At 49.8% G+C, this 26,017-nt stretch carries 24 protein-coding genes; 11 read left to right on the top strand and 13 right to left on the bottom strand.

Annotated elements, in window-relative coordinates:
• Positions 1-3: 3 nt before the first annotated feature.
• Positions 4-1,428 (bottom strand): PLP-dependent aminotransferase family protein, encoded by a 1,425-nt coding sequence (locus QZN53_RS03695; protein ID WP_163437573.1) that lies wholly within the window; start codon positions 1,426-1,428, stop codon positions 4-6.
• A gap of 140 nt (positions 1,429-1,568) precedes the next feature.
• Between QZN53_RS03695 and pdxS the strand changes: the two genes are divergently transcribed.
• Together pdxS and pdxT are read left to right on the top strand one after the other, a co-directional pair.
• Positions 1,569-2,447 carry a pyridoxal 5'-phosphate synthase lyase subunit PdxS gene (gene pdxS, locus QZN53_RS03690; protein WP_163415294.1) on the top strand — a complete coding sequence of 293 codons (879 nt, stop codon included), beginning with the start codon at positions 1,569-1,571 and terminating at the stop codon, positions 2,445-2,447.
• Positions 2,447-3,049 (top strand): pyridoxal 5'-phosphate synthase glutaminase subunit PdxT, encoded by a 603-nt coding sequence (gene pdxT, locus QZN53_RS03685; protein WP_163437572.1) that lies wholly within the window; start codon positions 2,447-2,449, stop codon positions 3,047-3,049. The genes pdxS and pdxT overlap by 1 nt, the downstream gene beginning before the upstream one ends.
• Here the strand turns inward: pdxT and QZN53_RS03680 are convergent.
• From QZN53_RS03680 to nifH, 11 genes are all read right to left on the bottom strand, one after another.
• A complete protein-coding gene (locus QZN53_RS03680; RefSeq protein ID WP_163437571.1) occupies positions 3,038-3,631 on the bottom strand; it encodes a radical SAM protein in 594 nt (197 codons plus the stop codon). The genes pdxT and QZN53_RS03680 overlap by 12 nt on opposite strands.
• A 9-nt stretch (positions 3,632-3,640) precedes the next feature.
• The gene (locus QZN53_RS03675) at positions 3,641-4,648 is read right to left on the bottom strand and encodes a DsrE/DsrF/DrsH-like family protein (protein WP_205428118.1); all 1,008 of its coding nucleotides are present in this window, start codon (positions 4,646-4,648) and stop codon (positions 3,641-3,643) included.
• 130 nt (positions 4,649-4,778) lie between these two features.
• The gene (locus QZN53_RS03670) at positions 4,779-5,765 is read right to left on the bottom strand and encodes a guanosine polyphosphate pyrophosphohydrolase (RefSeq protein WP_163437570.1); all 987 of its coding nucleotides are present in this window, start codon (positions 5,763-5,765) and stop codon (positions 4,779-4,781) included.
• Between the two features lie 116 nt (positions 5,766-5,881).
• Positions 5,882-6,451, bottom strand: coding sequence for an HD domain-containing protein (locus tag QZN53_RS03665; protein ID WP_163437569.1), 570 nt, complete (start codon positions 6,449-6,451; stop codon positions 5,882-5,884).
• Between the two features lie 58 nt (positions 6,452-6,509).
• Positions 6,510-7,202 carry an ABC transporter permease gene (locus tag QZN53_RS03660; protein ID WP_294651700.1) on the bottom strand — a complete coding sequence of 231 codons (693 nt, stop codon included), beginning with the start codon at positions 7,200-7,202 and terminating at the stop codon, positions 6,510-6,512.
• A 68-nt stretch (positions 7,203-7,270) separates the two neighbouring features.
• Entirely contained in the window at positions 7,271-8,086 is an 816-nt protein-coding gene (locus QZN53_RS03655; protein ID WP_163437567.1) for an ABC transporter ATP-binding protein, read from the bottom strand.
• 7 nt (positions 8,087-8,093) lie between these two features.
• The gene (locus QZN53_RS03650; RefSeq protein ID WP_163437566.1) at positions 8,094-9,134 is read right to left on the bottom strand and encodes an ABC transporter substrate-binding protein; all 1,041 of its coding nucleotides are present in this window, start codon (positions 9,132-9,134) and stop codon (positions 8,094-8,096) included.
• Positions 9,135-9,151: 17 nt separating this feature from the next.
• Positions 9,152-10,363 carry a hypothetical protein gene (locus tag QZN53_RS03645; protein ID WP_163437565.1) on the bottom strand — a complete coding sequence of 404 codons (1,212 nt, stop codon included), beginning with the start codon at positions 10,361-10,363 and terminating at the stop codon, positions 9,152-9,154.
• 382 nt (positions 10,364-10,745) lie between these two features.
• The gene (locus QZN53_RS03640; protein ID WP_163437564.1) at positions 10,746-12,092 is read right to left on the bottom strand and encodes a nitrogenase component 1; all 1,347 of its coding nucleotides are present in this window, start codon (positions 12,090-12,092) and stop codon (positions 10,746-10,748) included.
• Positions 12,093-12,109: 17 nt separating this feature from the next.
• Positions 12,110-13,714: a nitrogenase component 1 gene (locus tag QZN53_RS03635; RefSeq protein WP_163437563.1), complete on the bottom strand. Its 1,605-nt coding sequence runs from the start codon at positions 13,712-13,714 to the stop codon at positions 12,110-12,112.
• Positions 13,715-13,725: 11 nt separating this feature from the next.
• A complete protein-coding gene (nifH, locus tag QZN53_RS03630) occupies positions 13,726-14,571 on the bottom strand; it encodes a nitrogenase iron protein (RefSeq protein WP_072801408.1) in 846 nt (281 codons plus the stop codon).
• A 449-nt stretch (positions 14,572-15,020) separates the two neighbouring features.
• Between nifH and QZN53_RS03625 the strand changes: the two genes are divergently transcribed.
• From QZN53_RS03625 to mnmA, 7 genes are all read left to right on the top strand, one after another.
• Positions 15,021-15,893, top strand: a complete 873-nt coding sequence (locus QZN53_RS03625; RefSeq protein ID WP_073056572.1) for a radical SAM protein — start codon at positions 15,021-15,023, stop codon at positions 15,891-15,893.
• Positions 15,886-16,296 (top strand): NifB/NifX family molybdenum-iron cluster-binding protein, encoded by a 411-nt coding sequence (locus QZN53_RS03620; RefSeq protein ID WP_072801406.1) that lies wholly within the window; start codon positions 15,886-15,888, stop codon positions 16,294-16,296. Before QZN53_RS03625 ends, QZN53_RS03620 begins: the two co-directional genes overlap by 8 nt.
• Before the next feature lie 155 nt (positions 16,297-16,451).
• A complete protein-coding gene (locus QZN53_RS03615) occupies positions 16,452-17,294 on the top strand; it encodes a class I SAM-dependent methyltransferase (RefSeq protein ID WP_073056574.1) in 843 nt (280 codons plus the stop codon).
• A gap of 73 nt (positions 17,295-17,367) precedes the next feature.
• Positions 17,368-17,913 carry an alpha/beta hydrolase gene (locus tag QZN53_RS03610; protein ID WP_163437562.1) on the top strand — a complete coding sequence of 182 codons (546 nt, stop codon included), beginning with the start codon at positions 17,368-17,370 and terminating at the stop codon, positions 17,911-17,913.
• A gap of 110 nt (positions 17,914-18,023) precedes the next feature.
• Positions 18,024-19,277: a hypothetical protein gene (locus tag QZN53_RS03605; RefSeq protein ID WP_163437561.1), complete on the top strand. Its 1,254-nt coding sequence runs from the start codon at positions 18,024-18,026 to the stop codon at positions 19,275-19,277.
• Between the two features lie 104 nt (positions 19,278-19,381).
• The gene (locus QZN53_RS03600; protein WP_163437560.1) at positions 19,382-20,470 is read left to right on the top strand and encodes an MBL fold metallo-hydrolase; all 1,089 of its coding nucleotides are present in this window, start codon (positions 19,382-19,384) and stop codon (positions 20,468-20,470) included.
• A gap of 53 nt (positions 20,471-20,523) precedes the next feature.
• Positions 20,524-21,612 (top strand): tRNA 2-thiouridine(34) synthase MnmA, encoded by a 1,089-nt coding sequence (gene mnmA / locus QZN53_RS03595; protein ID WP_163437559.1) that lies wholly within the window; start codon positions 20,524-20,526, stop codon positions 21,610-21,612.
• 1 nt (position 21,613) lies between these two features.
• Here mnmA and QZN53_RS03590 read toward each other — a convergent pair whose 3' ends face one another.
• A complete protein-coding gene (locus QZN53_RS03590; RefSeq protein WP_163437558.1) occupies positions 21,614-22,519 on the bottom strand; it encodes a LysR family transcriptional regulator in 906 nt (301 codons plus the stop codon).
• A 156-nt stretch (positions 22,520-22,675) separates the two neighbouring features.
• Between QZN53_RS03590 and metE the strand changes: the two genes are divergently transcribed.
• Both metE and QZN53_RS03580 read left to right on the top strand, forming a co-directional pair.
• Positions 22,676-24,940 (top strand): 5-methyltetrahydropteroyltriglutamate--homocysteine S-methyltransferase, encoded by a 2,265-nt coding sequence (gene metE, locus QZN53_RS03585; protein WP_163437557.1) that lies wholly within the window; start codon positions 22,676-22,678, stop codon positions 24,938-24,940.
• A gap of 24 nt (positions 24,941-24,964) precedes the next feature.
• Complete coding sequence (locus tag QZN53_RS03580; RefSeq protein WP_163437556.1) at positions 24,965-26,017, top strand: hypothetical protein; 1,053 nt, start codon at positions 24,965-24,967, stop codon at positions 26,015-26,017.

Here is a 26,017-nt window from a genome sequence, read left to right as displayed (position 1 = left end):
TTTTTAGTTGCAAAGGCTCGCGAGTATCTGCACTGCTTTTTGCATGCTCGCTTTATCTACTGACGAGTAGTTCACGACAAAGTTGTGCTGCGATGGCTTCGCCTCAAAATAATACTCCGAAAGGGCGCGGATGTTTACCCCGCGAAATCGGGCGCGGTTGCAGAATTCAATATCGGAACATTTCGTGTCCACTTCCAAGATAAAGTGGAGTCCGGCATCTTCTTCGTAAATTCGGGCGACATTTGAAAGTTTGCTTTTGCGGATAGCCGACAGGAGCATATCGCGCTTGGCCCGGTACAGGTTACGCATGCGATTGATGTGCGTCTCGTAGTAACCGAGATCAATGAACCTGGCCATTACATACTGATCAAGGTTCGAAACCGTACACGAATAGAACGAAAGTTTGTTATGGAATTTCTCGGCAAGATGCGGCGGGAGCACCATATAACTGAGGCGAATCGCAGAAGTCATCGTCTTGGAAAAGGTATTCAGGTAAATCACCTTTTCGGTAACATCGATATTCTGTAATGCGGGAATGGGTTTTCCGGTCATGCGGAATTCGCTGTCATAGTCATCTTCAACGATGTAGCGATTTGGGGATTCGGCAGCCCAACTGAGCAAGCGATAGCGTTCGCCGACGGGCATTACCATCCCGGTCGGAAAATGGTGCGCTGGGGAAATATGCACGACATCGACGTCAGATTTCTTGACGGAGTCCACGAAACTTTCTGCCGCAATGGGAATATGACACACCTTGACGCCGTATTGGCTGTACAATTTTGAAATTTTACCCCAGCCAGGGTCTTCTACGCCATAGCACTTGTCAAATCCAAGCAATTGTACTAGCAAGCCATAAAGGTAATCAGTTCCGGCGCCAATGACAATCTGTTCGGGCGATACCTGGATATTTCTGAATTCGCGGAGCATGCGGGCAATGGCTCGGCGAAGTTCTAGCGAGCCCATTCCCGGAGAAACTTGCAGCAAATCATTTTGCCTTTCGCAAAGGACCTCGCGAGTGATTTTTGCCCAAGTGGTAAAGGGGAACGCCTCGATATCGGAACCGTTACTTGCAAAGTCGGCAATGTATTTCGGGTTGATATGTTCTGACTCGTCGGTGAGTTCTGCGCGGAGCCTGCGGGTACGCGGCATCTTGCGTTTGCGTTGAGCACAAGGTTCCGCCGTTGCGTTGATGTCTGCAACAAAGAAGCCTTTTTTAGGGAGCGAGTAGATGTAGCCTTCGGCCAAGAGCTGTGCGTAAGCGTTTTCAACTGTTACGACGCTAATGCCGAGATTCTGCGCGAGGTTGCGTTTGGAAGGGAGTTGTTCTTCGGCAAGGACGTTTCCGCTTACGATATCTTTTTTGATGCATTGATAAAGGTAATGGTAGAGGCTATTTGCTCCCGCCTTGGACATATCGTAAGTGAACATGAAACTGACCTTATTAATATTGTTAATCTGATATTTAACTGACCTTATAAAAATAGTAAAAAACTGAATATTGTGCAGGTCAAGCGAATGTTTTAAATTACAGCCTGAAATTAAACCATTCCACAACCAAGGAGATTTACATGTCTGACCAGAACCGTTACGAACTCAACAAGAACCTTGCCCAGATGCTCAAGGGTGGCGTCATTATGGACGTGACAACCCCCGAACAAGCCAAAATCGCCGAAGCCGCTGGGGCCGCCGCCGTGATGGCATTGGAACGCATCCCTGCCGATATCCGCGCTGCAGGCGGTGTGTCGCGCATGAGCGACCCCAAGATGATCAAGGGGATTCAGGACGCAGTTTCAATACCCGTAATGGCCAAGTGCCGCATCGGCCACTTTGCCGAAGCGCAAATTTTGCAGGCCATCGAGATTGACTACATCGACGAAAGCGAAGTGCTTTCTCCTGCCGACGATATTTTTCACATCAACAAGCGCGAATTCGACGTTCCGTTCGTGTGCGGCGCGAAGGATTTGGGCGAAGCGCTGCGCCGTATCGAAGAAGGCGCATCGATGATCCGTACCAAGGGCGAGCCGGGGACGGGCGACATCGTCCAGGCCGTACGACACATGCGCCTGATGAACCAGGAAATCGCCCGCATTTCGAGCATGCGCGAAGATGAACTCTTCAATCGCGCCAAGGAACTCCAGGTGTCGTACGACCTGGTGCGCTTCGTTCACGACCACAAGAAACTCCCCGTGGTGAACTTCGCTGCCGGTGGTGTTGCCACCCCCGCCGATGCCGCCCTCATGATGCAACTCGGTGCCGAAGGCGTTTTCGTAGGCTCCGGAATCTTCAAGTCCGGCAACCCCGCCAAGCGTGCCGCCGCCATTGTGCAGGCAGTTACCAACTATACCGATGCAAAGCTGATCGCCAAGCTTTCTGAAGACTTGGGCGAAGCCATGGTCGGTATCAACGAACAGGAAATCGCGCTGCTGATGGCCGAAAGGGGAAAGTAATGGGAATTAACAAACCGCAAATTGGCGTACTCGCGGTGCAGGGGGCGTTCATTGAACACGAACGCATCCTCAAATCGCTGGGCGCCGAAGTATTTGAAATCAGGCAGTTACGCGACCTTGACCTCCATTTAGACGGTCTCGTACTCCCCGGTGGAGAAAGTACCGTGCAAGGGAAACTGCTCCACGATTTGGGACTTTTCGAGCCTCTTCGAAAAAAGATTGCCGAAGGATTGCCTGTGCTTGCAACATGTGCTGGCGCAATCCTCCTCGCCGAAAAAATTGCAGGCGAAAACAAGGCGCATTTCGCGACACTCCCCGCGATTATCCGCAGGAATGCTTACGGAAGGCAGCTCGGCAGCTTCTTTACGGAAAACGAAGTCGCGCACATCGGAAAAGTGCCGCAGACCTTTATTCGCGCGCCCTTCTTTGAATCGGTCGGCGATGGCGTCGAAGTCCTTTCGCGTACGGCAAGTTCGAATAATGCAGATGCTCCCGAGCAAATCGTTGCCGTTCGCTACAAGAACCAAATTGCGCTTTCGTTCCATCCGGAACTCAATAGCGACACGAGCATTCACCAGTATTTCTTGAAGTTAGTGGGATGATTCGCTTTCCACTTGCCAGGTGAAGCCTGCCGCCTCGATGGTGCGGAAGGTCTCTTCGAGACTCTGGCCGCCTTCGGTGAGGTAGCCTGACGCAAAAATAGAGTCGGCTACCTTGAAGAGCGTCTTCTTCAGGTTGTGATTGATGCGGTTGAGGCCGGCTTCTTTAAGAATCAGCGCCTGCTTTTCGGTCGGGAACCCGATGGAACAACAGATTTGCGTGTCGTTCTTTTTCATCTTGCGGATGCGTTCGGCAAGTTTTTCGATATCGTCGTCTGCAAAACGAATGCCGCTGAGCCCGATGCAGTGCCTCGCCAAATGCATTTCGTCAACGAGATCGTTGTCGCCATACAGCTTTTTGTCTTCTACATAACGATACTTTTCAATCGGAGCTGCAGAATCGCGCGACTGGGCACAATAGGCGCAGTTCTGCGTACAGTTTCCGCTGCGGACATTGGTGAGCAACTGAATGCTTACGCGGTTGCCTTTGTACTTGGTACGCAGCTGATATGCCTGTTCAATCAAGTTCGGTAACGAATCTGCGTTCGCATTCAAAATTTCAAGAGCGGCTTGTCTGTTTATCATAACGGGGCCTTAAATAAAATATGTCAAGTCGGATTTTTCGGTGGAGCCGAGCATCGTCGCGACGCCGCCGAGTTCAACGCCGTCAATCAACTCTTCGGCTGTGATTCCCATGAGTTCCATCGACATCTGACAGGCGACAAACTTCACGCCCTTCCGCCTTGCGCTTTCAATCAGTTCTTCTAGCGAAGAAACGCCGTTCTGCTTCATGACCGCGCGAATCATCTTGGCGCCGATTCCGCCAAAGTTCATGCGCGAAAGTCCGAGTTTCTTGGAACCGCGGGGCATCATGAATCCAAACATTTTTCCGATGAGCGATTTCTTGACGCGCACCTTTTCGGGCCTGCGCAAAATGCTTACTCCCCAGAAGGTGAAGAACATGGTAACCGGGCGTCCCATGGCGGCAGCTCCGTTTGCCATAATGAAAGAGGCTATCGCTTTATCCAAATCGCCACTGAAAACGACAAACGTCTTGCCGTGCTCAAAATCCCTTTTTTCGAGAGACTGGGGTGTGTCTCGCTTTACGATTGTCGCATAGATCACGCCGTCTTTTTCGGAAAGCGATTTCAATTCGTTGCCGGTACGCTGGCACCAGACATCCACATCCGAGAAGAATGCTTTCTCGGTCGCTTCCACCTGGACTTCTTCGCCGACGGACACACTTTTGACCGCTTCGTCCACCTTCACGATGGGGCCCGGGCACTTGAGACCCTTGGCATCAACGAAGTGAATTTTCGGGACGGCGTCAAGCCCGCCTTCTACATTGTACACGTCGTAATCGCGATCGGCGAAAATTTCGGCAACCTCTTCGGAACGGTCTCCCGTGGAGCAGAATACGTAAACGGGCTTGTCTTTCGGGATGCTATCTATCTTCTTGGACAGTTCAAAGAACGGAACCTGCAGCGCCCCGTTCACAGGGCGCACGATGGCTTCACTCGTTTCGCGAACATCGAGTAGCGTTGAATTTTGGGAATCAATCTTGTAGAAATCTTTTGCAAGGAATTTTTTGACTTCGGACATTTTGTCGTGTAGAAAAGCGTTTAGTGGTGGTGACTCACAGAGTTAAAAGTGTGACAAGCAAAAATACAAATTGCACCTAAGCGGCGCAATATTTCGGGATATACAATTTTTTTATAGCTTTTCAATCAAATCAGTCAATCAAATCGTTCTGGAAGCGCGATAGATGCTCGAACGGCAAAATTTGCCGACCGCGGAAAAGGCCGCAACCGTCGTTGATCAGCTGGTTGTTGATTGCCTTGAACATGTTCACGTCTACATTCGCGAGCTCAATTTCCTGCAATTTTGTCAGGCGCTCGTAGGCTTCGTCAAAATACACGCATTCGCCGCTCGGAATCTCGTCGTGCTTGCTGCGGCGCGCCTCTTGCGTTTTCTCGTAGCCAAAATGGTTTGCCTCGCCGATTTCGGCAAAGTCATCCATATCCTTGGTGCGCAACTGCACTTCGGTAAAGCAGCGGGCCAGATTGTCGTAGAAAATAATATGCAGCGACTGGTAACCCGAACTCCTCGGGAATGCCACCGAATCGTGGTAATACGGCCGCACTTGTTCATTCAACAATTCCGAATGACCGTCTTCCGTGTACTTCGTGATTTCTGCCGTAAAGCCGCGCTCTTCCAAGAATTCCGGCAGCACGTTCGCGATTTCGTACAGATACTTTTCTTCTACTTCGCGGCGGTTCTCGCCCTTTTTAATGTGGCAAACCGGCATCGAAATCACAATGCGGTAAGCAATCAAGTCGCGAAAGTTCAGCTTGCTCTTGATTTCGGCTTCTGTCGGGAACTTCCCGTTTTTTTTGTAGTAGCCGTAAATGTATTCAAGGATGTAACCATTGAATTTTTCTTCGGCGCGAATCAGCGACTTAATGCGACCCTTGAAAGTAAAAGCCAAGAACGGGTATTCCCGCGTCATGAACTTGTAGAATTCCTTGATCCGCTGAGACTGCGAAGTCAAAAAGTCATTGTGCTCCAGCAATTCAATAATCTGAATCAGAAAATTCGAATGCGCAAGGTCGATGCTGTTGCGCGTTTCCTTCGCACCGTTCCTGAGGTCGTTAGAATACTGGTGCAAAATTTTCAGTACCGTGTTTCCAGAATATAAATAGTCGTTCAGCGTAATCATATTAAATCCTGCGCCCCATAGAATGCAAAAAATATGCCAAAGCTCTTTCACAAGATACTTTGGCATTTTTCGTTACAGTTTTTGGAAAATTTTACGGATTTTGGATAGCGTCGTAATTACGCGGCGTTCCCCGCTAGGCCGATTTCGGCGGCGTGTTCGCGCATACCCTCGATGCAGATGGCGGCGACGTCTTTCACGTCCATGCCGAGCAGGGCGCAGCCTTTCAGAATGTAGTCACGGTTGCACTTGGCGGCGAATTTTTTGTCCTTGAACTTCTTCATGAAACTTTTCACTTCGAGGTCCAAAATTCCGTTGGGGCGCATTCTTGCGCAGGCCTGGATGATTCCGGTGAGTTCGTCGACGGTGAACAGGCTCTTTTCCATGTTGGTCTTGGGTTCCACCTGGTTCACGATTTCAAAGCCGTGTGCCAAAATGGCGCGCACGTCTTCTTCGGAGACGCCCTGCGCAAGCAGTTCCTTTTCGGTGTGCTGCAGGTGTTCTTCGGGGAATTCCTGATAGTCGTAATCGTGCAGGTAGCCCACGGCTTGCCAGTGTTCAACGTCTTCGCCGAAGTGTTTGGCCATGGCGCCCATGGCGTAGCATACGTTGAGGGAATGGATGACCAGCGATTCTTCGGTCACGTGGCCCTTGCTGATTTCTTTTGCGCGTTCGACGGTCAAGCTCATTTTAAATCTCCAATTTTCACTGCCAATATAAATATTTTTGAAGTGTTACTAATCATGACTAGTTCGCTTTTGTCCAGAACAGGAGCTTGCGTTTAACAAGTTCAAACAGTTCCATAATCGCAAGTACCACAATGCCTGTCCAGAGAATGCCTGCAACCATGTTGGGGTAATCGGAATAGTCGGCGTAAAATTGCACAAAGTGACCGAGCCCCGTGTTTTCGCCGAAAAGTTCAGCCACGGTGAGCATGATGAACGAAAGTCCCATGCCTACAGAAAGCCCCGAAAATATTGACGGCAGGCTTGCTACAAGGGCGATTCTCCACAAGTATTCAAACTTTCCAATTCCGATAATGGCGGCGTTGCGCCTGTATTTTTCGGGGATTTCAGCCGCGCCGGCAGCCGTATTCAAGTAAATGGGCCAAAAAGCGGCAATAAAGATGATAAAGGTCGAAGACAAATAGAACGTCGGAAGAATCGCTATCGCGTAAGGAATATAAACGTTGGGGGGAATGGGGGCCGCAAACCTGGAAATGGGTTTCAGCATGTTCGATACCCACGGAATGGAACCGGAAACGATTCCGATAGAGATTCCGACAATCGACGCCACCAAATAGGCGGGCACCAGTTTTAAAAGAGAGGCTCCTGCACTGCGCAAAAGTTCTTCACGAGAATCGAAGAGGGCTTTCAGTATAGCCTTAGGAGACGGGAACAAATATTGGCTGTCCCATTCGGGACCGCAGCTGATCAACACCCAAATTCCAAGTAAAAAGAGAAGAAAAAGGTTCCCCGAAAACTTGGATAAGTATTTTGTAAAAGTTCTCATATGCTGGCACCTCCTTGTACAATGTGGCCTAGTTTTTCAAGGATGTCCTTGTGGTAGGCGTCTTCAATGGTTGCAATGGTTTGTTGGACTTTTTCGTTGCGGAACCATTCACCACGATTCTTCTTTACCGGGAAATCAAGCGGGATGTCTGCAATGATGCGACCGGGGGTTGCCCCTAAAACGATAATGCGGCTTCCGAGATAAACGGCTTCGCGAATGTCGTGCGTGACAAACAGTGTGGTGATTGGGCGGTCCTTGACACCGCGGCAAAGTTCCAGCACCAAATCTTGGAGGCTTGCACGGTTTACGGGATCGAGAGCGCCAAAGGGTTCGTCTAAAAGAAGGGCGTCAGCGCTGACACTTAAGGCACGCGCTATGGCTCCGCGCTGGCGCATTCCGCCCGAAAGTTCAAAGGGGTATTTATGTAGGCTTCCAGAAAGTCCTACTAAGTTCAAGTATTCTTCGGCTAAATTTTTGGCGTAGCTCGTCTTCAGCTTTTTTGTCTTTTTAATGGCGAGCGTTACATTTTGGAGAAGGGTAAGCCAAGGGAAAAGGGTGTAGTCCTGAAAGACTACACTCCTTTCTGCAGAAGGCTTTTCGATTTCTTTTCCTTTCCAGTAGACATGCCCCTCGCTCGGCTTGGTAAGCCCGGCGAGAAGGTTAAGCAAAGTGGTCTTGCCACTACCGCTTTCGCCTAGCAGGCATACGAACTCACCTTGGTTGATTTTCAAGTTGATGTTTTTCAAGATGGCCCTGCCATCGTACGAAAAACCGAGATTCGTTGTTTCAAAACCATTTTGCTTTATTGCCATACTATTCTTAGTTCCTGGACTTGAAAATGTTTTCGGCCTTGACGTAAAATTCGGACTTGGGTTTTTCTTTGCGCAGTTCCGCGATGGCGGCCTTATAGAAATCGGTGCGCACGTATTCGGAGACTTTCTTGTCGGACTTGATAAATTCAGCATCTTTCAAGAAATCCCAGAAGAATTCAACACCCTTCACGTTCGGGTCGGTATCCTGCGTGACGTGCCCGCTGTAGAACGCCTTGTTGACAAGAGCGGTATCAAGCTTGATCCACTTGGCAATAATTTCCACGCTCTTCTTGTGGTCATTTTGCACCAGTTCTTCAGCTTCGATTAGCGATTTGACCAAACGCTTATAGACATCTTCGCGGCCGTCAATCTTGCGGAGCGAGGCAATTAAGCGGCAGCAAATATGGCCGGGATTGATGTCCTTACTGCGGAGCACCACAGAAAGGCCTGCTTCTTCGGCGCGGAGGTCGTGCGGGCCCCAAGTAACGCCTGCAAATACGCTGCCATTCTTGACGGCTTCGATCACTGCAGGCGGATTCTTGAGTTCTACGATGGTGACATCCTTGCGCCAGTCAACGCCTTCTTTCTTGAGGCCGCCGCGAACGATGGCGTCGGCGGTGCCCAAGCGAATGGTGGCGATTTTCTTGCCCTTGAGGTCACTCAGCTTTTTGACGGAGGCTGCGTTTTCCTTGCGGGTAATCACAGCCTGGTCGCCACCCATGATGCCTCCAATCACGCGGATGTCGGCACCCTGCGAAATGTGAATAAGCGGAGCGAGCGAACCGAATGCGCCTGCATCGAGTTTACCTGCGCGGACAGCAGCAATGCCGTCGCCGGAATTCGAAAATTCTACGAGCGTTACGTCAAGACCGTTTTTCTCGAAAATGCCAGCATCTTTAGCGATAAAGAATTTTCCTTGACCTGTAGAAGACAGGTAACCGATGGAAATCTTGTCTGCGGCGATTGCAGAAGTGGCGCAGGCGAGGCTAAAGAGGATTGTGAAAGCAATTCGATTGCGGATTTTATTGAAAATTTGTTTCTGATTCATTATTCAAGTCTCCTTCGTTAGAAACCATAAGTTGCAGAAAGTTGATAGCGGTTCAAGTCGGCTTCTTTCACGGTGCCGGCGGTCAGGTAATCGGTTTGAACGTGCAAGTATTCAAATCCGAGCGAGAATGCATCGGTCAGGCTGTAGGTGGCGTTTGCGAAAATGGAAATGTTCTGCTCGCGGCCGCCCACGGTTTCGATGTCATCGCGGTCCAGTTTGTCAATACCTGCGCCACCATTAATTGCCAGTTTTTGGATCAGTTTAGCTTGCAGAGCGAACCAACCACCGTAAGCCTTGATGCTCTTGACGCTTTCGGGATCTTCGGTGTTGGCGACAAATCCGCGACCGATGCCGGCAGCGTATGTATCCAGGTTTTCACCGACGAATCCTTCGCCAAGAAAGGTGATTGCGCTTGTGATGGGGAGAGTCAAGTCGACGTTAGCAGACCAGGTGGGAATATCCTTGGTTTTGCCGGTTGCGTCCAAGTCGATTTCTTCTTGTCCGTAATGGCCAGAAACGCCCAAACCAGCCTTCTTGTTTTCCACCCACAGCGGAAGCGCAATGCCGATGCGGCCCTGGAAAGTAGGAATGTCGGCGTCGGTACCGGTTTCCGAGGCAGAGGAGGAATTGTACGGCTGGTTTTCACCGATGGTGCGGACAACAGCGGCGGCAATATCCACAGAACCTTCACCAACGGGGATTTTCTCGGTGAGTCTCAGCTGAGCTCTACGAAGGCCTGCGTCGCCGGAGTTATTGAGAACGCCTGCGTTAAGCGTCGGGGTTACCAACGGAGAAATCACGTCCCAAGTTTGACCGCCCAAAATAGAGAAGCCAGTCTTGCTGAAAGAAATTTCACCGTAGCCGTGGCGGAGACGCGGGTTAGGATTGTTGGCTGAGCCGCCACCGTAAAAGTCTACTTCGACTTTACCGTTGGCCTTGAAATAAGTCGTATCGTTACCGCTCGAAAGATTGAAACCGATTCGAGTCAGGTTCGGAGTCAAGTGCCAGCCGCCATCGTTTTCATTGGTGAGGTCAGAAGCGGCAACGAAGTTGGCGAAGTTACCGTTATTGCTCTTGGAATCTTCGTAGGCGGCGTTGAGAGATGCAAAACCGTAAAGGGTTGCGGTTACGCCGGTTTTTGTGGTGACCGAAATCGGTTCGGCAGCGAAAGAGGTGATTGCAGATAAAAGGATAATCTTGGCAGCAATATTTTTCGAATTGATATTCATTTATAAATCTCCTGATTGAAAATTTTTATGGGTTGAGCAACCATGCAAAAAACTTTTTTTGCACGACTTGATTAAATTTTGTTTGGTGGGGTTGAGTGCTTACTGGCGAATGCCTTGAGCAAAATTATAAAGTCTACACATATAGGTATCCTCGTTCTGATTTGTTTGCTCTTCGGAACATGACGTTCTCGAATTTTTGTACGACAAAAGTAGAAATAAAAATGAGTTTGTAAAATACTTTTTCTTTATAGCTTAATATAGGGTTAGGCTTGAACAGATGTCGTGACAAAAAGTGACTTTGATGTTTTTAAGAAAATGCCGCCTGAATAATCAAGCGACATTTATTTGGAGAGTAAAAAGAATTGTTTAATTTGTCTTGAAATTATTTGCCACCGACAGAAGTGCTATAAATCTTTTCGAGCAAATTAAGCGCACCCTTGTAACCAACGAAGCTGCGATTGATAATCAACGTTTCGCTAGAGGGCGGAGTAATTTCGAAAAGCAATGCATTCTTTTCGTTGGCGATATTGATTTCCCACGAAGAGGCGAGAATCAAAGGCTTTCCAGAAGAGAAATTCACTTCCTTAATAGACTTTTCAATCAGGTAGCCATCTTCTTCAAATTCCACATCAATATCGACACCTTCACTAATGTTGTGGAAGGCATTTTCGATTTGTTCGCGGAACTTCTGCGGAGGATCGTCACTGATGATAGCCTTGCGCGGAATAAGACCGATTTGGTCTACGAGGAACTTGGTGTAGGCAAGCGTGTAGGCGGAATCTGCGGTAATGGCAAATTCGCTGGGCATACCGAACCAGTATTCGGCGAAGAATTCAGAGAAGTGTTCCAGATAGTAGTAATAGATTCTGTTTTCTTCCTTGATGAACTTTTCGCTCTGTTCCTTGTCAATTCCGGCAAATTCGACAACTTTACGGATAAATTCGCTTGTCGCTTCGGCGCCGAGAGGAATTTCAGGAATGTGCAGGAACGGCTGACCGTATTTTTCCTGGAGGTGTTCTGCGTTTCGGACGCCAACCCAGGGTGAAATCACCAAGTTGAATTGTGCCTCGGGAATGCGCAGCCAGTCCGCGACGCCATTATTTTCGGGTCCGAACAGCACATTGACTTCGAAGCCTGCGCCGCGCAAAATGCGGGCGATTTCCTGGTAGTCACCACGCCAGTTCTGGTTGTAGTAGGGAGTTTCGAACCAAAGGTTTACCAGGCCCTTTTTGCGTTCGCCGCTGTAATCGCCCACAAACTGGTCAACGATGGCGTTTACGACTTCTTCGTGACCGAAAAGGTTGTTGCCCTTGAAACCGGCGGTATCGACAGACACAATCGGGTAACCCAAATCGCGGTAATTGCGCACCAACGTGGAAACGTCATCACCGATAAGGCCGCCCACACAACCGGTAAGCACAACGTAGAGATCGCCATTGAACACCTTGAGCGTCGACTTGATCAACTGATCCAATGTCTTGATGCCGCCAAAAACGATGTCGTTTTCGGTAGAGTTTGCGCTCGGCATGTTACCGGCACCGGCGTAAATGCTACCCTGGAAACCGTTTTCAAACGTGAGGAATGCGGTTTGCTTAAGCTGGCAGCCCGGAGAGCAGTTGGCAATAGGAACAGCGCCCTTAATAGCGACAACAGTATGAGATGCACCAACTGCGCAAGCGTATCGGGGGTCCGAAATAGAATTACTTTTTTTCTTTTGAATTGTAGCCATTGTTAAAAATCCCCTTATTATACGCTAGTCGAATTGGATTCTGTACCAATTTTCAGTTTGAGATTTCTCGGTTCCGGCAAATCTTCAAGTGCTTCCGGATGGTGCGTCAGGTAGAACGGATCGTCCTGAGCAAGCCACCAGTCGGAATACGGAAGTTTCACGTTGCGTTTAAGCACCTGGTTAAACTTGGTACGTGCAATCACGCCCTTGAGCATTTCGCCAATGCGGAGAATGCCCTGATAGCCCACCGGAATATGTTCGTCGCCCATGGTGAGGGTCGGGAATCCGAGATGGCCCGCGACAGAAGCGAGGCCCGGATGGCGAATGAGCAAGAAATCCGTCTTGGCGCGCTTCAGAAGCTGCGGAAGCTGGAAGGCGCGAGTCTTACTGACGGTATAGTGCGGAATGTCGCCGTAGGTTTCGACCAGTTCCTTCAAGGTATCCTGATGTTCGCCACCGCCGTCGTAAACGGGGTCGTGGTGGAACACGAGTGCAGCGTCGTGGCCGATTCCCAGTTCCGAAAGCACGCTGATGAGGCCGTGTGCGTATGCAGAACCCGTCATCACGATGCCGTTCTTGCCCTTGAAAAATTCGCGGAGTTCGGCAAGCTTCGGGGCAATGCGCTTGTGTTCGCTTTCGATGTATTCTTCGGCTTCTTTTTCTTTGCCGACCACCTTTGCGATAGCGCGAAGCCATGCATCGGTACCCTTGATGCCGTAAGGCTGCGGAGCGTCAATCTGCGGAACACCGAAAGATTCTTCAAGTGCTGTTGCCATGTAGCCGCCCAACGTATCGCAGAAGGTAGCGGTACCGACTGCTTCGGAGGCCTGGCGAATTTCTTCGAAAGAGGCGGTATCCAAAAGGTAGTTTACGCGCAGTCCAAGCGGAGCAAGCATTTCGGAGAAATAGTCCGAACCCCAGAGGGCAACGATGTTGATCAAGTCAATCTGTTTCTTGGTCGGGTGGCGTTCCACAATCTGGCGAAGCACACCATGGAAAGCGACGTCAAAACCCGTAGACCAGTGCTTGGAACGGAAACCTTCGCAGTGCAGCGGAATAATAGGCACGCCGACTTCCGGCTCCATTTCTTCGGCGATAGAGTCAATGTCTTCGCCGATAATAGCGGTTGCACACGCCATGCCAATGAAGATCGCCTTAGGGTTAAAGCGTTCCTTTGCGTCAAGGATAGTCTGGCGGAGCTTTTCAGAAGCGCCGAAAACCATGTCCTTTTCTTTCAGGTTCGTGCTGATGTTCAGCGTATTCTGCAGGGGCTTTCCACGGCGGCGAAGGCCGTTATGCATCGAGAGGTTAAACTTGGAGTTTTCGCCGCTGCAACCGATAGGAGAATGGTCAATCAGGGCGCAGTCCGTAAGGTTACCCACCTGGCACTGCACAATTGCGTTAGAGCACATTGTTTCTTGGTTCAGCGGGGAATTCAATTCGCAAAGTTTGCAGCCCGAGCCCTTGCCCGCGCAACCGCCATGCTTTTTCGCACTGCGTTCGTCGTAGGCCGATTCCTTGATTAGGTCGCTCGCCTTGCCGTCCCAGCCGATAATTGTACCCAGTCGATACTCGCGGTTTTCGACTGAGGTCATGTTCAAATTAATATTAGTCTTGGCCATGAACCCTCACATTAAATCTGGTAGTCTTTTTCCATCATGCCGTAATCGATGAGAATCTGTTCCAAACGATCCTGCGTCATCGGGGTCGGAATGGTGAAGAGTTCGTTTTCGTCGATATTCTTGGCGAGTTCACGATAGACGTTTGCCTGGCTGGACTTAGGTTCGAATTCAATCACGGTTTTCTTGCGGATTTCGGCCTGCTGCACAATGTTGTTGCGCGGCACATACTGAATCAGCTGCGTGTTGAGTTCCTTGGTGAATGCACGGAGCAGGTCAAGTTCGTTATCCACGTTACGGCTGTTACAAATGATACCGCCCAAGCGCACTTCGCCGTGCTGGGCATACTTGGCGATACCCTTACAAATATTGTTTGCCGCATAAAGGGCCATCATTTCGCCGGAGGCCACGATGTAAATTTCCTTGGCCTTACCTTCACGAATCGGCATGGCGAAACCGCCGCACACCACGTCACCCAACACATCGTAGAAAACGTAATCAAGGTCTTCGGTGTAGGCGCCGAGCTGTTCGAGCATGCTAATGGAGGTGATGATGCCACGGCCTGCGCAACCCACGCCCGGTTCCGGGCCACCGGATTCTACGCAACGCACGCCCTTAAAGCCGACCTTTTCAAGGTCAGAAAGCTGAATTTCAGTCTTATTGTCACGAATGGTATCGAGCACCGTTTTCTGGTGAAGGCCGCCGAGCAAAAGGCGGGTGGAGTCTGCTTTGGGGTCGCAACCGACCACAAGAACGTGTTTCCCCTGTTCTACAAGGCCTGCGGTCAGGTTTTGAGTCGTGGTGGACTTACCGATGCCACCCTTTCCGTAAATAGCGATTTGACGTAATTTCTTAGACATGTTATCGTGTCTCCTTGATGTTTTCCTACAAAAATACTAGGCAAAGGCAAGTTAGAATTAAAGTCAACTCTTTCCAATACTTTTTGAACCCGTTTAGTCAAAAAAAATCACTTTTTTTAAGTTGTTATAAATTCCGCTTATAACCCTTATTAGCGTGAATCTATTGCGCATGCGAAAAAGTATTTTGCGATAGCGAACGCCTATAACATGCGTTAGCATAAAGCTATCGCTCTCTCAAAAAAATGAACTTTTTTTATTTTCGCTCTTGGATTCATATTGAATTTGACAATTCTGTTTTTTAACTTTATAGCCATACTTCTTTGGCTAAGAAGTTAAAGCATTAATCACGCTACAGAACGCTAGGCAAAACGTTCACAATATTTAATACAAACTAAATCGGTTCTTTGCCGATCATTTTTGTGCAAGGTTTACATACCTTGCGAGGTTTTATGGCAACCAGTCAAGAAACAGTTTTTAGAGAACACCCGTGTTTTGGTGCTTGCAAAAACCGAAAGGGACGCATTCATTTGCCTGTCGCCCCAGGTTGCAACATCGAGTGCCGTTTTTGTGATAGGCGCATTAACGAAGATGCTCAGGTACCGGGAAATACGAGTAAGGTGATTAAGCCCGAAGAGGCATGCGGATACATTCGCAAGGCTTTGGAATTTGTGCCGGAACTCACGACGGTGGGAATCGCAGGCCCAGGCGACACCTTGGCAACTCCTTTTGCGCTAGATACATTCCGCTTGGTAAAAAAGGAATTCCCGCAGCTTATTCGCTGCATGAGCACCAATGGGCTTTTGCTGAATGACAAGGCAGATGAAGTCATCGATGTGGGCATTGATTCGCTCACGGTCACGGTGAATGCCGTGGACCCTGAAATCGAGGCGATGATCAATGCAAGAATTTTCTATCACGGAAAAACCTACACGGGCGTAGAAGCGGCAGAAATTCTGATTCACAACCAGCTCGAAGGCATTCGCAAAGTCGCAAAGAGTGGAACGCTTATCAAAGTGAATACGGTTCTTTGCCCGGGCATTAACGACAAGCACATCGAAGATGTGGCGGCCACCGTGCGCGAAGCGGGCGCCATCATGTACAATATCATTCCGTTGATTCCGCAAAATGGCTTTAAGGATATTCCCGCTCCGACACCGAAAACTCTTGCGATTGCGCAGGAACAGGCGGGCGTATTCATCAACGTATTCAAGCATTGCGCCCATTGCCGTGCCGACGCCGTTGGCGTCCCGGGCGTTTACGATGTCGGCGCGCAAATCTACATGGACCGTATCCGTGTAAAGGAGACTTTCTCTCATGGCTAAATATAGAGTTGCAGTCGCCACAAACGATGGCGAAAATGTCAATGTTCACTTTGGACATGCCGCGGCGTTCGACGTCTACGAAGTCGATGAAGAAAGCGGAAAATTTGAAAAAGTCGAGGTCCGCGTTAAGCCGGAGCATTGCGACGGCACGTGCGGAGACGGCGCTTGTGGGCAGCGAGATGTAGAACGTTCATCCATGTTCTCGGCCGCGAAAAATCTAGCCGATTTAGATTACGTTCTTTGCTCGCAGCTTGGCCCGCAGGCGGTGCAGGCTTTAACGCGCTTTAATGTGCGCGCTTTCGACATTGCGCTCCCCATCGCCGAAGCAATTGCCAAAATCAACGTATACCGTAAAAAGATAGCGGAACGCACCCAGAGACTCAAGGGATTACAGGACAAATAAAATGATGCTCCAAATTGCAAAATTTTGTTGTATGAACGGCCGATGTTGACGGGCGTTTATTGCGGTATTCATTTTTGTCGCCCGTGTATGGTTAGCCTACGCGGGCGTTTCTTATGGGCATTGGCCTTCATCTCATATTTAAAAAGGAAAAATAAATGGAAAGCTTAACAGCAAAATTATGCGCATTTGCCCGTGCCTGGCATTCTCTACAATCGGACCATACCGTTTTCAATGACTTTTTGGCGTTCGACTTGATGGGCCGCGAGGAGTACGAAAATGTTTCGCGCTTGATTCTAAAGCGGTTTCCGCAGGAATCAGAAAATTCGGTCGAATATTTCAACCGGAAATACTTCCTCCCGATTGTACTTTCGAGGAGTCGCTTCGCCGAAGATCGCGTTAAGCTCCTTGCCCGTTCGGGAAAGATTCAATATGTAATTTGCGGTGCGGGCGTAGACACGTTCTCGTTCCGCAACAAAGACCCGAATGTCGAAGTTTTTGAACTGGATTTGCTTCCGACGCAAAGCTACAAGAAAAATCGCATTCGCGAACTCAAGTGGAGCGTTTCGGAGAATGTCCATTTTGTGGCGATCGACTTCAGCAAGGACAGCATTGTCGAAAGACTTGTCGCAAATGGCTTTGACTGCAAAAAGCCGACAGTTATTAGCATTCTGGGCGTCTCATATTACCTTCCGCTTTCTGTTTTCGCAGAAACCGTGCGCCAGTTTTCAGAGATTGCATCAACCGGCATTTCGATTGTATTTGATTACCTGCAAAAAGATGCCTATTCGAATTCGGTTCAGGAATTGCGAAAAATTGTTGCCGATTGCGGCGAAACCATGGCCGAAGGCTACCTGGACCGCGAAGTTTTCGAGGTGCTTGAGCGTTACGGATTCAAGGTCGACGAATTTCTCGGCGAAAATGCGCTACAGCAGCGGTATTTTCTGATGGGAAACCTGAAGGCGTTCGATTCCGTGCGTCTGATAGCGGCGGTAAAGTAGGCAAAATGGAAAAAGTGTCAAGCGGTGTCTTTATTTATATACTATTTTTATAGGAAAGAAAAGGACTTCTCGAATGCACTACTTGATTGTTCCCGGTTTAAATAATTCTGGCCCGAACCATTGGCAAACTTTTTGGACCAAAAGCCTGCCTAGCGCAAGCCGAGTCTATCAGCATTGCTGGGATAAGCCCCAAAAAGAGGATTGGATTGCGACACTCGATGAAGCTGTCCGCCAGCTGAAGGGCGACACGATTCTGGTTTCACATAGTCTGGGCGTCGTAACGACGGCTCTCTGGCTTTTACGTGCGAAACAGCAAGGGAATCTTCCGGCGAATATCAAGGGGGCCTTCCTTGTGGCTCCTGCCGATGCCGACACGGTTGATGTCATCAAGAACTTTGCTCCGATGCCTACCGAAAAAATGCCGGTGCCCGTTTGCATTGTGGGGAGCGAAAACGACCCGTACATGACGCCCGAGCGTACGAAATTCTTTGCCGAGGCGTGGGGCGCAAAGTTGTTTAATGCAGGCGCGCTAGGGCACATCAATTCCGATTCAAATTTGGGCGAATGGGTGCAGGGACGTGCATTTTTAGCCGAATTCGAAAAGGGCTTGTCGCTATAGCGTTTGTAATGTTTAGTTAAGCATTAAGGAATAATGTTGTACGAAAAATAATCCCTGAAACGCGTTAAAAAAAGTTATCTTGTGCGCGTTTTTTTAAAAAGGGGTTAGGGATGAATCGTCAGCAGCGCGAAGAGCTTCTTGATAGCATCAATCTTTTAGAAAATAGCCGAGATGAATATCTCCATACCTATGCTGGTGTGAGCGTTCACGATCGCACTGTCAGGTCGGTGCAGCTGCGGAAGGCGCTTGAAAACGTGAAGCGGCCTTTCGCCCAATTGTGCGAAAAGATGAAAACGTGCGATTGGCTGTATTTGCCTTTCGACTTGCCGGAACCCGCCCGCGTAAGGGATTCGGAGCTGACTTATTTCGGATTGCCGCCCAAAACGCTTGCGCAGTTAATCGTGATGATTGCGGCGTCTATCAAGAAGCAGAATGTCACGGTTCTTTCTATTTGTACGAGAAATCTTGCCGTATACGAGATGATGTTCGGTTTTTGGAATGCCCCGCAGAAAGACAATCTGGATGAACGTGTGGCGGCCATTACCGAGGCAGAGGAAAAGACGGGCGAGCTGTTTGACAAAGCGTCGGAAGAATTCGAAAGAATCCTGAAGATGACGGACTTGGTAAAAACCCAGATGATGTCTGTGACGGAAGCGGAACAGAGCGCAAAGGCGAAGTCTGCAGAGGCAGCAGAAAAGGTTGCCGAAATTCAGGCTCTGACAGAACAGCTGGATGCCCGAAAGCAGGGCTTGGAAGAACTTAAAGAATCTTTGACGCTCAAGATGACTGATGCCGAAGACAAGGACAGGCAATTCTCCGAGAAAATGGAATCTGCCCAGAGTTTGATTGATCAGGTTAGTGCCAAGATTTCTGAAATCGACAGCATGACGGAGAATAGCTTGAAGGGTGTTCAAGCTTGCTTGACGACGTCTAGCGAAAAAGTCGAAAAAATCAAGAAGATGACAGACTTTGTGGGCGGCGGCTCTTTGGGCAGCAGTTTTAGCAAGAGAAAGCGGAGCTTGGGCCGCAAGGCGCGCCTTTGGCTGTTCCTAAGTTTGGTGCTGTTCGGCGGTGCGTCCTGGTGGATTTATAATGTGTTTACTCGATTCGGCGTGCATACGGATTCTGTATGGGCCGATGTGGTGATCAATGTCGCCATGTCTTCGATGGCGGTATTTGCGCTGATCTTTGCCTTGTGGGAATACGGCAAGGAACGCAAATTGCAAGAAGAGTACGCCTTTAGGGAGACCATTGTGTTGACTTTGACGGCGTGCCTGGAACAGCTGGATGCCTGCAACCGTGATGACGTGAAAAAACTGCTTTCGGACACAGTGGAAAAACTGTGCTCGAAATTGCCGGTGTAGTGTTGCGTTTTTAGAACGATTTAATCGACTGATTTTATACTTCTGTCGGAATTTCTTTGCTGGAATCTGCGGATTAATGGAATAATTTTTATTCTTTAATACGTATGGTTACGGCAATCTTTTTTTCGGTATTCTTTCTGATTTGTAATGTGGGCGCATTGTTCCTTGGTCAGCCTAGTTTCGGGAAAATCCCGCATGGCGCGCGCCTCGAACGAATCAAGCAGTCCCCGCATTACGACGGTAAGCAGTTCGTGAACGAAGAAGAAACGCTCTTTATGACCGGAAACAAGAGCACGCTTGCCGTATGGCGGGAGTTCATGTTCAACACTAAACAGCAAACGGTTCCGGACACCGCCCTACCTGCTATCAAGACTGACCTGAAAAAACTGCCCGGCGATAAGGATTGGGTCGTTTGGTTTGGCCATTCGTCTTACCTTTTGAACCTTTCCGGCAAAAAAATCTTGGTAGATCCCGTATTTTATAAGGGGTCTCCAGTGAGTTTTGCGAACAAAATGTTCAAGGGTACAGATATCTATAAACCTGCCGATATGCCGGATATTGATTACTTGGTGATTACGCATGATCATTGGGATCATTTGGATTATGAAACCGTTGTGGAATTGGAACCGCGCGTCAAGAAGGTGGTTACGGCACTCGGTGTCGGTTCGCATCTGGAATATTGGCATTACCCTGTTGAAAAACTTCTAGAATTCGACTGGTGGGAATCTATGGACCTTGGCGACGGCAACCGCGTCACGGCAACTCCGGCAAGGCATTTTTCGGGTCGAGACCTGAACAAGAACAAGACCTTTTGGGCGTCGTTTATCTATGAATCGCCAAAACGTACTGTCTGGATTGGCGGCGACGGCGGTTACGGCAAGCATTTCAAGCAGATTGGCGAAAAGTTCCAGAATATCGATTTGGGCATTATGGAAAATGGCCAGTACAATCCGGACTGGGCGCAAATCCATACCATGCCGGAATATTTGGGCAAAGAAATGACGGAACTTGGCGCTAAGCGCTACCTCACCGTTCATCACTCAAAATTCTGCCTGAGCAAACACGCTTACTTTGAACCGCTCGAAAATGCAAAGCGGGCCGCCAAGGAATCTGGCAAGCCCGTGCTGATGCCGGAAATCGGCGAAGTCATGTATTTGGACGAACCCGCCGGTATAATTTTTAACGATACCTAGGTATCAAAAAACTTTATTAGACATTTGTTTTTGCGACTTCTACATTTGGCTCAATGACAAAAAAAGTGGCAGTCGGTTTATCGGGCGGTGTAGATTCCGCCCTTTCGGCGTACCTGTTGCAAAAGCAGGGGTACGATGTGGTGGGCCTCACCATGGCAACGTGGGACGGCTCGGTGAATATGCCTGCGGTAGAAGGTCGTGAAGGCTGCTACGGCCCGAGCGAAGACAAAAATATTGAAGAAGCGAAATTGGTGGCAGATCGCTTGGGAATCCCGCATTATGTGGTTCCTGTCGCCGACGAATATAAAACCAAGGTGCTGGATTATTTCCGCGCCGAATACCGCGCTGGCCGTACGCCGAACCCGTGCGTGCGCTGCAATCAGTCTATCAAGTTTGGCGCATTGCATTTGGCCGCCCGCAAAATGGGAATTGAATTCGATTATTTTGCCACCGGGCATTATGCGCGCCTTGATTTCAAAAACGAGAATGAACCCTTTTTGTATCGCGCCCTGGATACGGGCAAGGACCAGACTTATTTTCTGTCGCGCCTCTCGGCGGAGCAACTTTCGACGGTGCTTTTCCCGCTGGGCGGTATGCACAAGCAAGATGTAAAGGCTCTCGCCGCTGAAATCGGCTGGGAAGATTTTGCTACCAAGCGCGAAAGCCAGGATTTTATCGAATGCGGTGATTACTCGGTGCTGTTCGAAGAATCGGACCAGGTGCCGGGCGATTTCGTGGATGTGAGCGGCAAGGTGCTTGGCCGCCACAAGGGAATCGTGAATTATACCGTGGGCCAGCGCAAGGGCTTGAACATTGGCGGCCAAAAGGAACCGCTTTTTGTGGTGGCCATTGACGCCGCCAAGAATCAGGTGATTCTCGGCCCCCGCAGCGCTCTTTCCTGCATTCAAGTTTCTGCCATTGACTTAAACTTGATGATCAACGAAAACTCGCCACTGCTTAGGGGACCGCTAGACGCCCACATTCGCTTGGGCCACAAGGGTTCTCCGGCAAAGATTCTTGACTTGGAGCGGGGCCGCATTCGCGTGGAATTCGAAACCCCGCAATTCGCTGCCGCCCCCGGCCAGGTGCTGGTGCTTTACGCTGGCGATGGTGTGGTCGCCTCGGCGATTATCGATAAGTAATTTATTTGCAGTGTCGCAGGAGTGCGGCAATGTAGGCTTTGGCGTAGCGCGACGGCGTTACGCCTTTTCGCATCACGTAACCGATGGTCATTTTGTCGTGAACGTCGAGTTGCCTTGCGATAATGTTGCGGCCGTTGAGCTTGTGGCTGATCACGCCGGAGCAAATGGTGTAGCCGTCAAGGCCGATAAGTAGGTTGAAAAGCGTGGCGCGGTCGCGGACCTTGATATTGCGCGGGCAATCGAAATCAATGGCGGTTAGGGGCTCTTCGGCAAAGTAGAAGGAATTGAAATCGCCTTGTTCGTAGGTCAGGTACGGATACGGCTTCAAGTCTTCCAATGTGATTTTTTCTTTCTTGGCGAGCGGGTTTTTAGACGACATAAACACGTGCAAGGGGGTCGCAAAGAGCTCTTCAAAGACCAAATTGTTCTTTTGAATCAGTTTTTTGATGACTTTTTCGTTCTTATCGCTCAAATAAAGTACCCCAATTTCGCTTTTTAGCTTCGCAATATCGTCAATAATTTCATTTGTTTGGGTCTCTCGGAGCGTAAAATCGTAGCTCGGACCGCCGAATTTACGGATGACATCGACGAATGCGTTGACCGCAAAAGAGTAATGCTGACAGCTCACGGAGAAGATGGTGTTGCCACTTTTGCCACCCTTGTAACGGTCTTCCATGAGGGTCGCTTGTTCCAAAACTTGCCTGGCGTAAGAGAGGAATTCATCACCCTCGTTAGTGATCGTGACGCCTTTATTGGAGCGGTTAAAGATGGTGACGCCCATTTCTTCTTCGAGGTCATGAATGGCCGCCGTAAGGCTCGGTTGCGAGATGAATACGCGCTTGGATGCTTCGGTAATATTGCGCGTATCGGCGATGGCGATGGCGTACTTAAGTTGTTGTAAAGTCATAGGGCTTTCTTATAGCTAGTTATTCAAATGTTTTTGTTTGTTCCATAGGAAAAATCTATGGTGAATGCATAAAAAATAGTATTTTACCGATGATGAAAACGGAGGTATATTTGGCGGCGTAAACGAAAAACAAACAAAAAAGGTAGGTAAAACACTATGAGCAATAAAAAAACATCTGTAATTGGTTTCCCGCGTATCGGTAAGGCCCGTGAACTCAAGTTTGCAAGCGAAAAGTTCTTTAAGGGTGAAATCTCCGAAGCTGAACTCCAGAACGTCGCCGCCGAAATCCGTCAGTATGGTTGGCAGAAGCAGAAGGCCGCAGGTATCGACTTTATTCCGTCGAACGACTTCTCTTTCTATGATAACGTTCTCGACACTGCATTCTTGTTCGGCATTGTTCCGGAACGTTACAAAAGCCTGAACTTGAGCACGCTCGAAAAGTATTTCGCAGCCGCTCACGGTTACCAGGGTGAAAAGGGCGACGTGAAGGCGCTCCCCATGAAGAAGTGGTTTAACACGAACTACCACTACATTGTTCCGGAAATCGATGACGCTTCTGAATTCAAGGTGGATGGTTCCAAGCCGGTGCAGGAATTCAACGAAGCAAAGGCTGCCGGAATCCAGACCGTGCCGACTTTGATTGGCGCCTACACGTTCCTCCGCTTGGCCCGCTACAACGGCCAAAAGAAGGCTAAGGATTTCGCCGCCTCTGCAGTCGCTGCCTACGCGAAGGTCGCCGAATTGCTCGCCGCTGCCGGTGCCGAATGGATCAGCTTCGCCGAACCCGCTTTGGTGTTTGACGTGACCGCCGAAGAAAAGGAACTTTTTAAATCTATTTATGTGGAACTCGTCAAGAAGGTGCGTGCCGCAGGCCTCAAGGTTGCCTTGCAGACTTACTTTGGTGATATCCGCGATGTGTACCAGGATGTGGTTGCTCTCGGTTTCGATGCCATCGGTCTTGATTTTGTGGAAGGCCTCAAGTCGCTGGAACTCATCAAGTCTGGTTTCCCGAAGAATACGCTCCTGCTCGCCGGCGTCGTGAACGGCAAGAATATCTGGCGTGCCGATTACGCACAGAAGAATGCCTTGCTCGCCGAAATCGTGAGTGCTGTCGGTGCAGAAAACGTAGTGGTCGGAACTTCTTGCTCGCTGTTGCATGTGCCGTATACGGTTGCTGCTGAACAGAAACTCTCGGCCGACATTCTCAAGCATTTCGCCTTCGCTGAAGAGAAGCTCGTTGAACTTGCTGAAATTGCAAGCGGTGATGCTGCCGCTCTCGCAAAGAATAAGGCTCTGTTCGCCACCCCGCGTGTGCAGGCGAACGCCAAGGTACAGGCGGAACTTGCCGCCCTCACCGCCGCTGATTTCGAACGCAAACCGAGCCGCCTCAAGCGCCGCGAAGTGCAGAAGGCTGAATTCAAACTGCCCGCATTCCCCACGACTACCATCGGGTCTTTCCCGCAGACGGCCGAAGTCCGCGCAAACCGCGCCGCCTTCCGCAAGGGTGAAATTTCCAAGAAACAGTATGTGGAATTCAACCGCAAAAAGATTGCCGAATGCATCAAGCTGCAAGAAGAAATCGGCCTCGACGTGATTGTGCACGGTGAATTCGAACGCAACGACATGGTGGAATATTTCGGCTCGAAGATTGACGGATTCGTGTTTACGCAGAATGCCTGGGTGCAGAGCTACGGCACCCGTTGCGTGAAGCCGCCTGTAGTTTGGGGCGACGTGAGTCGCAGCGCCCCGATTACGGTCGAATGGTCCGTATACGCCCAGAGCTGCACCAAGAAACCGGTGAAGGGCATGCTCACGGGCCCGGTGACGATTCTCAACTGGTCGTTCCCGCGCGAAGATGTTTCGCTGAAGGTGCAGGCACAGGAAATCGGTTTCGCTATCCGCGACGAAGTCCTGGACCTCGAAAAGAACGGCATTCGCATTATCCAGATTGACGAAGCCGCCCTCCGCGAAAAGCTGCCGCTCCGCAAGAGCGATTGGCACAAGGAATACCTCGACTGGGCAATCCCCGCATTCCGCCTGGTGCATGCGAAGGTCAAGCCCGAAACGCAAATCCACACGCACATGTGTTATAGCGAATTCAACGACATCGTGCGCGATATTGATAACATGGATGCTGACGTGATCACCTTCGAGGCAAGCCGTTCCGACCTCAAGCTGCTTGACGCCCTGAACGAAGCCAAGTTCGAAACGCAGGTGGGGCCGGGCGTGTATGACATTCACTCTCCGCGCGTGCCCTCGGAACAGGAAATTGTGGATGCGCTCCACAAGATTATCGCGAAGGTCCCGCAAGAAAACGTGTGGGTGAACCCCGATTGCGGCCTCAAGACCCGCGGCGAAACCGAAACCACGGCAAGCCTCAAGAACCTTGTGGCAGCCGCAAAGAAACTGCGCGCCGAATAAGCCGTAAGGAACATTTCTGGATTGATGCGTCTCACGTTTTGGCGTGAGGCGTTTTTTATTGCACTTCCGCTGAAATTATTATACATTAAGGGTATGGATATCGCATCGAGTACATACCGCCGCATTTTTGTGCTGGGTTCTGGATTCAGCAAGTCGTTTTGTCCGCAAATGCCTACGCTGCGTGACTTGAACGAACTGATTCCCTTTGGAATTTCGGACGAGTTCCCGCACCTGCGTGATTACTGCAGGCGGTTTCTGGAACTTTGCAATAACCAGGCGGAATACCTGAATATCGAAACGCTTTCGACGTCGATTTTGTCGGCACAGATTTTCCCCGGTGTGCGCGAGAGCCTTTACCATTCGAGCCTGCGTTTTGAACTGTTGCGCTTTATTGCGGGTGCCATTCGCCATGACCATGCGGTAGATTCCCAGTCGGCGGCCATTCTCCGCAAGTTTTTGGCGGGCTGTGTGAATTGCCCGAGCGAGGGCGTACGCGATACCTTGCTGCTCAGCTTTAATTACGACACGTTGATTGAAAACATCATTGCCGATGACCCTAAGATGAGTGCAAATGTGGCGGTGGATTACGGCGTGCGTATTGACCCTGCTGACCGCAGTGCGGTTCGTGCTCCGCGGACTCATTCGATTGATTTGCTCAAGCTGCATGGCTCGCTGAACTGGTACCCGGTCAAGGGCGCTTCTGATCCGCTTGATTTAAAGAATGTGTGCCAGGTGGAACCTTGCGACCGCAGTTTTCCGATTTATCGTGAAGACACTCCGATTTACATTCCGATGGCGCATGCCAAGGAATCTTTCTTGCGCGGGAGCCTGTTTAATTTGTTGTGGAGTAAGGCCGATTACTATCTCAAGAATGCCGAAGAGATTTTCTTCTTGGGCTATGGATTCCCGAAGTCCGACATGAACAATCTGGAATTCTTGTTGCGCCACCGTGATCGCTTTAAGAAGGTGGTGGTGTTCGAACGCGAAGGCCACCCTGATTTGGAACGCCTGCGGGCGCTTTTGGGCGATACTCTGGTGCAGTCCATGGACGCCAAGGAATTCTTGACTAAGTTCTAG

Origin of the sequence: uncultured Fibrobacter sp. (assembly GCF_900316465.1) — a bacterium.
GTDB lineage: Bacteria > Fibrobacterota > Fibrobacteria > Fibrobacterales > Fibrobacteraceae > Fibrobacter.
The sequence above is the reverse complement of the archived record's forward strand: the minus strand, read 5'-3'. Positions and strand labels throughout refer to the sequence as shown.